Origin of the sequence: Lysobacter defluvii IMMIB APB-9 = DSM 18482, from assembly GCF_000423325.1 — a bacterium.
In the GTDB taxonomy this organism is placed as follows: Bacteria; Pseudomonadota; Gammaproteobacteria; order Xanthomonadales; family Xanthomonadaceae; genus Novilysobacter; species Novilysobacter defluvii.
Genome location: NZ_AUHT01000004.1, coordinates 16,258 through 27,653, shown reverse-complemented (window position 1 = coordinate 27,653; position 11,396 = coordinate 16,258). Strand labels below are relative to the sequence as shown.

Below are 11,396 nucleotides of genomic sequence, written 5' to 3'. Positions count from 1 at the left end.
TGTCCCCGTTCCAGGATCCACCATGCAGCTCAACGGTTCGCGCGCCCTCGTCACCGGCGGCGTGTCCGGCCTCGGCCTGGCCGTCGCCCGCCATCTCACCCGCCACGGCGCACGCGTCGCGCTGTTCGACGTCAACCAGGACAAGGGCACCGAAGCGGTCGCCGCGCTGGGCGACGACAAGGCCCGGTTCTTCGCCACCGACGTTTCCGACGAGGCGCAGGTGCAGGCCAACGTCGAGGCCGCGCGCGAATTCCTCGGCAGGCTCGACATCGCGATCAACTGCGCCGGCATCCTCGGCGCCGGCCGCGTGCTGGGCAAGGAGGGGCCGATGCCGCTGGCGAAGTTCCAGTCCACGGTGATGGTGAACCTGGTCGGCAGCTTCAACGTCGCCAAGGCCGCCGCCGCGGTGATGCAGCACAACGAGGCCGGCGCGGACGGCGAGCGCGGGGTGATCATCAACACCGCCTCGGTGGCCGCCTACGAGGGCCAGATCGGCCAGGCCGCCTACTCCGCCTCCAAGGCCGGCGTGGTCGGCATGACCCTGCCGATGGCCCGCGAGCTGTCGCGCTTCGGCATCCGCGTGATGACCATCGCACCGGGCGTGTTCTGGACCCCGATGGTCGACGGCATGCCCGACCAGGTGCGCGAGTCGCTCGAGGCCACCATCCCGTTCCCGGCGCGGCTCGGCAAACCGGAGGAGTACGCCGACCTGGTCGCCTACATCGTCGGCAACCCCTACCTCAACGGCGAAACCATCCGCCTCGACGGCGCCACGCGCCTCGCGCCCAAGTAAAGGACCCGGAATGAAGGCTGCAGACGTAAAGAAGGGCAACGTCGTCGAGTACAACGGCGGCACGTACCAGGTGCGCGACATCGAGCGCAGCTCGCCGCAGGGCCGCGGCGGCAACGTGCGCTTCCGCTTCGTGATGTATTCCGTGCCCGGCGGCACCAAGGCCGACGCCAGCTTCGACGCCGACGACACCCTCAACGAGGTCGCCCTCTCCCGCCGCCAGGCCACCTACTCCTACCGCGACGGCGAGGCGTTCGTGTTCCTGGATGACGAGGACTACACCCCGTACATGCTCGACGCCGACGTGGTCGGCGACGACGCCGGCTACATCGTCGACGACCTGTCCGGCTGCCACATCCAGATCATCGACGACATGCCCGTCGGCCTGCAGCTGCCGCAGACCGTCGCGATGGAGGTCATCGAGACGCCGCCCGAACTCAAGGGCGGCACCGCCACCAAGCGCCCCAAGCCCGCCAAGCTCTCCACCGGCCTGGAGATCATGGTCCCCGAGTACATCGCCAGCGGCGAAAAGGTCCTGGTCAACACCACCACCGGCGAGTTCAGCGGCCGCGCCGACTAGCCCAGGCATCCCTTCTCCCGCCCTTCCCTTCTCCCGCTAGCGGGAGAAGGTGCCCGAAGGGCGGATGAGGGCTCCCGAACCACCCGCGAGCCCCCACTTCCCCGCCATCCGCCGCAACGAAGCATCAGCATCGGCGTCGTTCGCGATCCCGCCAATATCCCGCCAAGCCAGATCCAGCGACTCCGCACTGACAACAAACCGCTCGTCCACCCCCGCCCGCACCACAAACCGAGCGTCATAGTGCCAATGCCCCGGCACCTCCCCCCGCTCCGGAATCCAGTGCCGGTCCAGATCGAACAGCCCAGGCTCCACCACCAGCCCCGGCAGCCCCGACTCCTCCCGCGCCTCCGTCAGCGCCACCCGCGCAAGATCCTCGTCCCCATCCGCATGCCCACCCAGCTGTAGCCACCGCCCCAGCTTCCGATGGTGGGTCAGCAGCACCCGCGTGCCGGTCCGGTCCACCAGCCACGCCGACGCGGTGAAGTGGCCTTCCAGGCGTTCGCGCACATACGCGTTGGCGCCAGGGCCGTGCCCGGCCAGGAGCCCGCGGAACAGCTCCACGGTCGCGGCTTCTTCCGGCCACCGGCGCAGGTAATCGTCGAGCTGCGCTCCAAGGCCTTCCCCGACGCTCATGGCAGCACCAGCGCCCCCTCGGCGCGCTGCTGTTCCCGAAGGCGCGCCCCGAGCGCGGCGATGTTGTCGTCGATGGCGGCCAAGCCGGCCGCCAGCGCCGGGTCGAGCAACGGAACCACCTGCGCTTCCAGCTCCGTGGCGAGCGCATCGAGGCGCTGCCGGTGCGCCGCCGCACGCTCGGTCGCTACCCGGCGCTCGGCCTCCTGTGGCAACCCGTAGCCCGGCTCCCCGGCCAGCAGCAGCGCCGGCCGGGTGGCCAGGCCGCTGCCTTCCAGCAGGCCTTCCAGCGTCGCCGCCACCGACTCGAGCACCGCCGGATCCACCGCGCCGCCTTCCAGGTACCGGCGCTTGAGCCAGTCACGCGAAGCGGCCAGCTGCCGGCGGCGCGCCGCATGCTCCAGCAACAGCAACGCGGCGCCGGCGCGGGGCGTGGCCTGCTCCATCCAGGCACGGCGGGCCAAGGGCTCCAGTTCGAACCATTCCGCCGGAGTGGCCACCTCCAACGCCTGCCGCTCGCTCGTGGCGACCCCGCCCTGCCCCTGCACCGCTGGTATGGAGAACTCCGCCCTGGCGACGTCCAGCATCTGCTGGAACCGCGCCTCCAGCGAGTCGAAGCGGTAGCCCAGCCGCAGCGCCTCGTCGCGGTCCTCCAGCACGGCGGCATCGGCGACTCCGCGGCGCTCCAGCTTCGACAGCAGGCCGGTCGGGGTGATCGCGGCCAGCCGCTCGCCGGCCAGGCGCGGCACGCCGTCGTGCAACAGCTTGAATGTCTCCACGGCGCAGTTGTTGCCGATGAAGCGGTAGCGTCCGGCGTAGCTCCAGTGCAGCCGCCCGGTCCGCTCCAGCAGCATCGCGATCTCGGCCGGCTGCAGGTGCAGCGGGATCGAGCGCAGGCCGCGCAGCTGGACCGCGGTGTACTCTTCGACCACCTGCTCCAGCGGCAGGACGAACAGCCGCGACGGGTAGCCCCCGGTGAGTCCGGCCCAGCTGGACAGCTGCACGTCGTCGACGAAGGCGCGGAACGACAGCACCAGGTGGTGCGACAGGTCCAGGCGGCACTCCGGCCCGGGCTCGCGGCCGGGCGCGCAGACCACCAGGCGCAGCATCGAGTGGCCCCAGCGGCTCATCAGCTCGTGGTTGCCCTCGGCCAGCAGGTAGTGGACCTCGTACACGCGCGCGGGGTCGAGCAGCGCAAGCGCCGGGTCGCCCTCGTCCGCGGCGGCATCGAGGTACGGGATCCCGGGAGTGCACCCGGCGGATCCGGATTCCCACTCGAAGTGGGCCGCGAAGTACCGGTACAGGGCCGGCCGGCGGCAGGCGTACTCCGGGTCGAGCAGGAAGTGCTCGAGGTTGACGGCGACGAACTCGGCCGGGCTGGCGAGCTCGTAGCGATCGGGGCTGCGGTCACTGAACGGGTTGTCGCCCTCGCGGCCGGGCTTGCGGGCGCGCTCCTGCCATCCGGCCAGGTCGAGCAGGCGCGGGTCGCGCGACAGGCCGGCGCGGCGGTCGTGGAAATGCCCCAGTTCGTGGATCACGGTGGCTAGCAGGCGCTCGCGGGCCTCCTGCCCGGAGACGTCGCCGGGCACGGCATCGAGCGCCGTGCGCATCGTCTCGTTGAGCAGGAGGGTTCCCCGCGTCGCACGACCGGCCACGTCCGGCGGCAGCCGGTCGCTCCAGCGCACTGCGACCGGAGCAAGCGTTTGCATGGCCGGCGGCAGCTTCGCCTCGGCCTCCTCCAGCAGCGCGCGTGTCGCCGCGGCGACCTCGGCATCCATGTCCCGCGCGGTGTCGAACCGCAGCACCGAGGCCGTGGCGGGCACCGCCGCCGCACAAGCCAGGCAGGCCGCGGCAAGCAGGGCGCGCCACCATGCCTGCCCGCGGCATGCGCCAGGCCGGCCGGCACTCATTGCGCAGGCACCCCCACGGAAACTAGGGCGTCAGGATCGCCCGCGCCAGCTCCAGGTCGCTGGCCTCGCGGGCCGCCGGCAGCCGCTCGCGCACATGCCGGAGCGCCGCCTCGAGACGCGCTCCCCGCACTTGCCCGTCGGTGGCCACGAAGCTGGCCGCGTCGTCGCGCGCGGCCAGCACCACCTTGTCGTCGCTGAAGCTGCCGCTGGTCGCCGAGATGCCGTTGCTGGTGCCGCCGACCGAGCCGGAAAGCGCGTCCGAGGTGGTGTAGAAGCTGGACGCCGCGACCGGGGCGCAGAGGCCAAGCAGGACGGCGCAGGCAAGGGTCCTGGCACGGGCTACGGGACGGGTGCGGATCATGGGTCTGGCCTGTGTACGGCGCCGGCGGGACGCGGCGGCGGGCGACAGCGTAGCGCGCCGCGCGCCGGTCCGCATGACTGCGGCGGGGCATTCGACCATGCCTTTGGCCACGGTTGCCGCTGCTTCCCGCGCTGGGGTAACGTCGCGTGCTTCGTCACGTTGCGCTCACCGCAACGGGCAAGGCGCATCCAGACGCGTCGTCGACCACCGGGGGAGCAGATGTCGAACCAGCCGATCCTGACCGGCGCCCAGCCGAGCCGATCCGGCGTGGCCCGTCCCGGCGCTGCGATGGACCCGGCGGCATGACCGCCCGCGAGGCACGCGAACCGTCCCTGCTGCAGGCGCTCACCCCGCTGGCGTTCCTGGTCGTGCTGCTGGCCCTGGCGGTCTACCTGTTCGGCGAGGACGCCTCCTACGGACCGAACCAGGTCTCGCTGATGCTGTGCGCGGGCGTGGCGGCGATCATCGGCGTGCGCAACGGACTGGACTGGGGCGACCTGCAGCGCGTGCTGGTCGACGGCATCTCGCTGGCGGTGGTGCCGATCTTCATCCTGCTGGCGGTCGGCGGGCTGATCGGGACCTGGATCCTCAGCGGCACCGTCCCGACCCTGATCGTGTACGGGCTGGAACTGCTGCACCCCTCGTACTTCTACCCGGCCGCCTGCCTGATCTGCGCCATCGTGGCCATGTCGATCGGCAGCTCCTGGACGGTCGCGGGCACGCTGGGCGTGGCGCTGATCGGGGTCGCGCAGGGCCTGGAGATGTCGCCCGCGATCACCGCCGGCGCGGTGATCTCCGGCGCCTACTTCGGCGACAAGATCTCACCCCTCTCGGACACGACCAACATCGCCCCGGCGGCGGCCGGGAGCGAGCTGTTCGCCCACATCCGGCACATGACCTGGACCACGGTGCCCAGCCTGCTGATCGCGCTGGTGCTGTTCACCGCCATCGGCCTGGGCAGCGGCGCGCCGCCCGGCGAAGCCGAGGCGTTCGGCGACCTGCCCGCCGTCCTCGGGGAGCACTTCGACCTGGGCTGGCACCTGCTGATCCCGATGGTGGTGGTGTTCGTGCTGGCGGTGATCGGCTTCCCGGCCTACCCCAGCATCCTGGTCGGCGCACTGCTGGGGGCGGTGTTCGCGGTGGTCTTCCAGCCGGACATCGTCGTCGCCCTGGCCGACCAGCCCGCGCTGTCACGCCCCATGGCCCTGCTGGCCGGGTCCTGGAGCGCGCTGTCGGATGGCTACCGCGCCAGCACCGGCAACCCCGCGGTCGACGACCTGCTCACCCGCGGCGGCATGGTCAGCATGCTCAACACCGTGTGGCTGATCGTGTGTGCGATGGGCTTCGGCGCGATGATGGAGGCGACCGGGCTGCTGGAGCGCATGATCCGCAGCGTGCTGAAGGCGGCGAAGTCGACCGGCTCGCTGATCGCGGCCACCATCGGCACGGCGGCCGCGTCCAACGTCGTCGCCGCCGACCAGTACATGTCGATCGTCCTGACCGGGCGGCTGTACAAACCCGAGTACGAGCGCCGCGGCCTGGCCCCGGTGAACCTGTCGCGTGCACTCGAGGACGGCGGGACCATCACTTCGCCCCTGGTGCCGTGGAACACCTGCGGCGCCTACATGGCGGCCACCCTGGGCGTGGCGACCTTCGACTACCTGCCCTTCGCCTTCTTCAACCTGGTGAACCCGCTGCTGGCCGTGGTCCTGGGCTACGCCGGCTTCAAGGTCCTGCGCGAGCCCGGCGCCCGCGTGGTGCCGGGCACCCCACCCGCCGAGGCCGGCCCCGGGCACCGCACCGGCTGACGACCTCCCGAACCGAACGGAAGACGCAGTACATGGAAAAGACCTCCCTCCACGGCATGTGGTCCTCCCGCCTGGCCTTCATCCTGGCGGCCACCGGCTCCGCGGTCGGCCTGGGCAACATCTGGCGCTTTCCCTACCTGGCTTCGGACAACGGCGGCGGCGCCTTCGTGCTGGTCTACCTGGCCTGCATCTTCATCGTCGGACTGCCGGTGCTGATCGCCGAGATCCTGATCGGCCGCCACGGCCGCCGCAGCCCGATCACCACCCTGGGCGCGATCACCCGGGAGACCGGCGCATCGAAGGGCTGGACCAGCATCGGCTGGATCGGCATCGTCGCCGGCGTCCTGATCCTCAGCTTCTACAGCGTGGTCGGCGGCTGGACGCTGCGCTATGCCTGGCTGTACCTGGCGCAGCTGTTCGGCGGCGCCCACATCACCGACCCGGCGGCGGTCTTCGGCTCGCTGCTGGAGAGTCCCACCGAGCTGCTGTTGTGGCACGCGCTGTTCATGGGCGCGACCGTCGGCGTGGTCGCCCTGGGCGTGGAGAAGGGCCTGGAGCGCGCGGTGCGCTTCCTGATGCCGGCGCTGTTCCTGACCCTGCTGCTGCTGGTCGCCTACGGGGCCACCACCGGGCACCTGGGCCAGGCCGCGGGGTGGCTGTTCCGCCCGGACTGGTCGAAGGTCGACGCCGGCGTGTTCGTCGCCGCCATGGGCCAGGCGTTCTTTACGCTGAGCCTGGGCATGTGCGCGATGATGACCTACGGCGCCTACCTGCCGCGCGACGTCTCGATCCCGCGCACCGTGGCGATCGTCGCGGTTTGCGACACCACCGTGGCCCTGATGGCCGGCCTGGCGATCTTCCCGATCGTGATCGCCTTCGGCATCAGCCCCGAGGGCGGCGGTCCCGGCCTGATCTTCACCTCGCTGCCGCTCGCCTTCGAGGTGATGACCGGCGGCATCGCGTACGGGCTGGCGTTCTTCGCCCTGCTGTTCGTCGCCGCCTGGACCTCCTCGATCTCGCTGCTGGAGCCGGCGACCGCCTACATGGTCGAACGCGGCCGCAGCCGCAAGGGCGCCGCGATCCTGGTGGCGCTGGTGTGCTGGGCGCTCGGCCTGCTGACCGTGTTCTCGTTCAACCTGCTGTCGCACGTGCGCCTGCTCGACCGAGACCTGATGGGGCTGATCGAGCTGGTCGCCAACGACATCATGCTGCCGGTCGGCGGCCTGCTGATCGCGCTGTTCGCTGGCTGGGTGCTCAAGGACGGCATCCTGCGCGAGCAGCTGGCGGGCATGCCGGCCTGGGGCTTCACGCTGTGGCGCTGGCTGCTGCGGATCCTGTGCCCGCTGCTGGTCGCGGCGGTATTGATCAACGCCCTGTTCTGACCTGATCCCACGCAATCGACGCAGCGCGCCCACCGGAACCACTCCAATGCTCCATCAACTCCTGGCGCGCAAGCCGATCGAGCCGGCAGGCCACGTCGATGCCGGCGAGCCGGTCGAAGGCAGCCTTGAAGGCGAAGCCGCCGTGCTGGCCTGCCTGTACCTGTTCTGGCAGCCGTTCGTGGAGCACTGGCGGATCTTCGTCGGCTGGACGCTGTTCGGGCTGGTGGTGTACTTCGGCTACGGCTATCGCCACAGCCGCCTGCGCGCCGGCCTGAAGGACCGTAGGGCGCAATAGCCGAAGGCGTATCGCGCCGTACTTTGACGCACCCGCCGTGACCATCCGGCGCAGTACGCGGCCAGGGCCGCTATTGCGCCCTACGGTAGAATCCGGGCGATGAGTGCAGACCCTTACAACGCCCACGCCTTCGACCGCTGCGCCGCCGAACTCGTCGCCAACGTCCGCGAGCTCGCCGCGCGCGGCTGGACGCCGGCGACCAGCAGCAACTTCTCGATGCGGATGGACGAGCGGCACGTCGCCATCACCGCGTCGGGCGGCGACAAGGGCCGGCTGGACGCGTCCGGGCTCATGGTGGTCGACCTGGACGGCGCGCCGGTGGGCACGGACCGCCGGCCTTCGGCCGAGACCCTGCTGCACACCCGGCTGTACCGGCGCTTCCCGGAGGTCGGCTGCGTGCTGCACACCCACTCGCACAACCAGACGGTGGCCTCGAGGCTGTTCGCCGGCGCCGGGCACGTGCGCCTGGAAGGCTACGAGCTGCTGAAGGCCTTTGCCGGCACCGGCACCCACGAGACCGCGCTGGACCTTCCGGTGCTGCCGAACAGCCAGGACATGGTCGCACTGTCCGCACTGGCCGATGCCGGGCTCGACCGCGGTCCGGCCTGGGGGTACCTGATCGACGGCCACGGCCTGTACGCGTGGGGCCGCGACATGGCCGAGGCCCGCCGCCACCTGGAGGCATTCGAGTTCCTGCTCGGCTGCGAACTGGACCTGAGGAGACTGCAGCAATGAGCCGACTGCGCATCTTTGCCAACGACGACCCGCGGACGCCGCAGCTGGAGACTTCGGACCCGGACCGCATCGCCGCCGAGCTGGCGCCGATCGGGGTCGACTTCCAGCGCTGGGAGGCCAGCGCCCCCGTTGCCGCCGGCGACACGCCGGAGAAGATCATGGAGGCCTACCGGTCGGACATCGACCGGCTGGTGCGCGAGCGCGGCTTCCAGAGCGTCGACGTGGTCTCGATCGCCCCGGACAACCCGCAGCGCGAGCAGATGCGCAGGAAGTTCCTCGACGAGCACTTCCACAAGGAGGACGAGGTCCGCTTCTTCGTCGACGGCTCCGGGCTCTTCACCCTGCACGTGGACGGCAAGGTCTACGAGGTGCTGTGCAAAAAGGGCGACCTGATCTCGGTGCCCGACGGGACCACCCACTGGTTCGACATGGGGCCGGAGCCGCGCTTCGTCGCGATCCGCTTCTTCACCGACCCGGAGGGCTGGGTCGGGCACTTCACCGGCAGCGACATCGCCGCGCGCTTCCCCCGTTTCGAGCCGGGCGCATGAAGGCGATCCTGACCGACATCGAGGGCACCACCAGCAGCATCTCCTTCGTCAAGGACGTGCTGTTCCCGTACGCCCGCCGCGCCCTGCCCGGCTTCGTCGAGGCCCGCGGCCAGGAGCCGGAGGTGCGCCGATGGCTGGACCAGGTCGCCGCGGAACTGGGCGGCGCGTGCCAGGACGCCATGGTGGTGGAAGTGCTGCAGGGCTGGATCGACGAGGACCGCAAGCACACCGCGCTCAAGGCCCTGCAGGGGATGATCTGGGCCGACGGCTACCGCAGCGGCGAGTTCCACTCGCACTTCTACCCCGACGCGGTGGAGGCGATGCAGCGCTGGCACGACGCGGGCATCGGCATCCACGTGTATTCCTCCGGCAGCGTGCCGGCGCAGCGCATGCTGTTCGGCCACAGCAGCCATGGGGACCTGACCGGGCTGGTATCGGGCTGGTATGACACCACCAGCGGTCCCAAGCGCGAGGCGGAGAGCTATCGCAGGATCGCCGCGGAGATCGGCCTGCCCGCCAGGGAGATCCTGTTCCTGTCCGACGTGGTCGCCGAGCTGGACGCCGCCCGCGACGCCGGCCTGGCGACCACCCTGCTCGACCGCCGCGAGGACTACCCGGTCGCACGGACTGAGGCCGAGTGGAACGGCCATCCGCGCGTGGAATCCTTCGCCGAAATCGCCCTCCCGCTACCGTAGGGCGCAATAGGCGCTGTCGCGCCGTATTGCGCTGTTGCGCCCTACGGATTTGCGGATTGCAGGCGGTAGGTTGTGCGGGCGCGTTGTTCCCCCAGCCAGGGGTCGAAGGCGCGTACTTCGATGGTGTGCTCGCCTTCGGCGAGGTCCGTCGGCAGCGCGCCGCGCCACAGGTGGGTGCTCGGCTCGGCCTCCGGTGAGCGGTCGTAGCCACGCAGCTGCGCGGCCTCGTCGTCGCGCACGTTCTCGGCCAGCAGCCGCGGGTCCGGACGCTCGACGCGGCGCATGGGCTGCCATTCGCCCTCCCCGACCCGGTACTCGACGCGCGTGCCGGGCGTCCCCATGAAGACGTTCGCGTACACGCCCCAGGCGGGATACGCCCCCTGCCGCAGCACCCTGGGTGCATGCAGCGCCATGGCTTGCGTCAAGGCGGGATCGTCCTGCCCCAGCCGCGCCGGGTGCCAGGCCAGGCGGTAGTCGCCGCCTTCGATGTGGAGGGTCGCGTAGCCGTTGGGCGTGCCGTCGGCCATGGTCGCGTCCGGGATGCCGGCCTCGTCCTTCACCCCGGACCAGAACGCGCCGCAGGCCGCACCCAGGTTGTACTCGTGCAGTGGCGAGGCGCCCTCCCAGCCGCTGGCGGCCTCGTGGAAGACGTGCCGCTGGACGTGGCCGTGGCCGCTCAGCAGCAGCACGCGGTCGAAGCGATCAAGCAGGGCAAACAGGCGCTCGCGGTCCGCGCTGCGGAAGGTCTCCACCGCCGGGTCGGGATGGGTGTCGAAGAACGGGATGTGCGCCCCGACCACCACCACCTGCCCGTCCGGCAGCGTAGCCAGGTAGGACTCCAGGAAGGCGAACTGGTCCTCGCGCAGCCCGCCCGTGTACGCCGGGCGCTGCCCGGGCAGGTAGATGACGTTGTCGAGCAGCACGAAGGACGCGCCGGCCTCCTCCCTGGCGAAGGTGTCCGGGCCGAAGGTGTGCCGGTAGGTCAGCAGCGAATGCGCGTCGTCGGCGGCATCGAAGTCCAGGTCGTGGTTTCCGGGCACGTGCAGCCACGGGATCCCGAGCGAGGCGGTGTGCGCATTGAGGGCCGGGTACAGCGAGAGGTCGTCGTCGACGATGTCGCCCAGGCTGATGCCGAAGGCCGCCGGCGGGCGCGCCGCGATGTCGGCGATGATGTCGCGCGCGTAGTAGTCCACGTCGGCCGTGTTCTTGACCTGCGGGTCGGCCAGGACCAGCACCTCCAGCGGGCCGCCGGCCTCCTCGACAGGCTGCAGGGCCACGTCGAACCGCTCCACGCCGCCGGCGGGGATCCCGCCGTAGCGCAGCTCCGGCGAGCCGTCGGGAAAGTGGTGTTGCCAGAACTCGGGCAGGCCATTCTCGCCTGGGCGCACCGCGTATCCCGGTGGCTTGATCGCGAAGACGGTGTCGCCCTCGCGCAGCTCCAGTGCGAAGTGGCCATCGGGGCCGCTCAGGACGACCTCGCGGCCGTTGGAGACCTTGATCCCCTCCGCCGCTTGTTCCCCGGGACCGCGGCGGCCATCGCCGTCCAGGTCGACGAACGCCTCCCCCTCGAGCAGCGTGCCCGCCTGCACCGGCAGCAGCATCGCGCCGAGCACCAGGGAAGCCAGCCAACGTACCGGTCGCGGATCCGACATCGCACCCCTC

Annotated in this window: 12 protein-coding genes; 8 read left to right on the top strand and 4 right to left on the bottom strand. The window is 70.9% G+C overall.

What is annotated here, in order from left to right:
- Nucleotides 1-22: 22 nt before the first annotated feature.
- Together G545_RS0100225 and yeiP are read left to right on the top strand one after the other, a co-directional pair.
- Complete coding sequence (locus tag G545_RS0100225) at nucleotides 23-793, top strand: SDR family NAD(P)-dependent oxidoreductase (RefSeq protein ID WP_027068649.1); 771 nt, start codon at nucleotides 23-25, stop codon at nucleotides 791-793.
- Between the two features lie 10 nt (nucleotides 794-803).
- On the top strand, nucleotides 804-1,370 hold the full coding sequence (gene yeiP, locus G545_RS0100220) for an elongation factor P-like protein YeiP (protein WP_027068648.1): 567 nt from the start codon (nucleotides 804-806) through the stop codon (nucleotides 1,368-1,370).
- A 36-nt stretch (nucleotides 1,371-1,406) separates the two neighbouring features.
- Here the strand turns inward: yeiP and G545_RS12900 are convergent, their stop codons facing one another.
- The 3 genes from G545_RS12900 to G545_RS0100205 all read right to left on the bottom strand — a co-directional run bounded on the left by G545_RS12900 (nucleotide 1,407) and on the right by G545_RS0100205 (nucleotide 4,271).
- Entirely contained in the window at nucleotides 1,407-2,003 is a 597-nt protein-coding gene (locus tag G545_RS12900; RefSeq protein ID WP_052106615.1) for an NUDIX hydrolase, read from the bottom strand.
- The gene (locus tag G545_RS0100210; protein WP_231553176.1) at nucleotides 2,000-3,823 is read right to left on the bottom strand and encodes a DUF7844 domain-containing protein; all 1,824 of its coding nucleotides are present in this window, start codon (nucleotides 3,821-3,823) and stop codon (nucleotides 2,000-2,002) included. Before G545_RS0100210 ends, G545_RS12900 begins: the two co-directional genes overlap by 4 nt.
- Nucleotides 3,824-3,932: 109 nt before the next feature.
- Nucleotides 3,933-4,271, bottom strand: coding sequence for a DUF2388 domain-containing protein (locus G545_RS0100205; RefSeq protein ID WP_036136472.1), 339 nt, complete (start codon nucleotides 4,269-4,271; stop codon nucleotides 3,933-3,935).
- 302 nt (nucleotides 4,272-4,573) lie between these two features.
- Here G545_RS0100205 and nhaC point away from each other — a divergent pair, with 302 nt between their 5' ends.
- The 6 genes from nhaC (at nucleotide 4,574) to mtnC (ending at nucleotide 9,734) form a co-directional block, all read left to right on the top strand.
- Nucleotides 4,574-6,079, top strand: coding sequence for a Na+/H+ antiporter NhaC (gene nhaC, locus G545_RS0100200; protein ID WP_027068645.1), 1,506 nt, complete (start codon nucleotides 4,574-4,576; stop codon nucleotides 6,077-6,079).
- A 32-nt stretch (nucleotides 6,080-6,111) separates the two neighbouring features.
- Nucleotides 6,112-7,461 (top strand): sodium-dependent transporter, encoded by a 1,350-nt coding sequence (locus G545_RS0100195; RefSeq protein ID WP_027068644.1) that lies wholly within the window; start codon nucleotides 6,112-6,114, stop codon nucleotides 7,459-7,461.
- Between the two features lie 46 nt (nucleotides 7,462-7,507).
- The gene (locus G545_RS15745; protein WP_027068643.1) at nucleotides 7,508-7,756 is read left to right on the top strand and encodes a hypothetical protein; all 249 of its coding nucleotides are present in this window, start codon (nucleotides 7,508-7,510) and stop codon (nucleotides 7,754-7,756) included.
- 99 nt (nucleotides 7,757-7,855) lie between these two features.
- Nucleotides 7,856-8,491 (top strand): methylthioribulose 1-phosphate dehydratase, encoded by a 636-nt coding sequence (locus G545_RS0100185; protein ID WP_027068642.1) that lies wholly within the window; start codon nucleotides 7,856-7,858, stop codon nucleotides 8,489-8,491.
- On the top strand, nucleotides 8,488-9,039 hold the full coding sequence (locus G545_RS0100180; protein ID WP_027068641.1) for a 1,2-dihydroxy-3-keto-5-methylthiopentene dioxygenase: 552 nt from the start codon (nucleotides 8,488-8,490) through the stop codon (nucleotides 9,037-9,039). Before G545_RS0100185 ends, G545_RS0100180 begins: the two co-directional genes overlap by 4 nt.
- Nucleotides 9,036-9,734: an acireductone synthase gene (gene mtnC, locus G545_RS0100175; RefSeq protein ID WP_027068640.1), complete on the top strand. Its 699-nt coding sequence runs from the start codon at nucleotides 9,036-9,038 to the stop codon at nucleotides 9,732-9,734. Before G545_RS0100180 ends, mtnC begins: the two co-directional genes overlap by 4 nt.
- A gap of 41 nt (nucleotides 9,735-9,775) precedes the next feature.
- On the opposite strand, the gene G545_RS0100170 is transcribed toward mtnC, so the two are convergent.
- On the bottom strand, nucleotides 9,776-11,386 hold the full coding sequence (locus tag G545_RS0100170) for a calcineurin-like phosphoesterase C-terminal domain-containing protein (RefSeq protein ID WP_036136477.1): 1,611 nt from the start codon (nucleotides 11,384-11,386) through the stop codon (nucleotides 9,776-9,778).
- Nucleotides 11,387-11,396 lie beyond the last annotated feature (10 nt).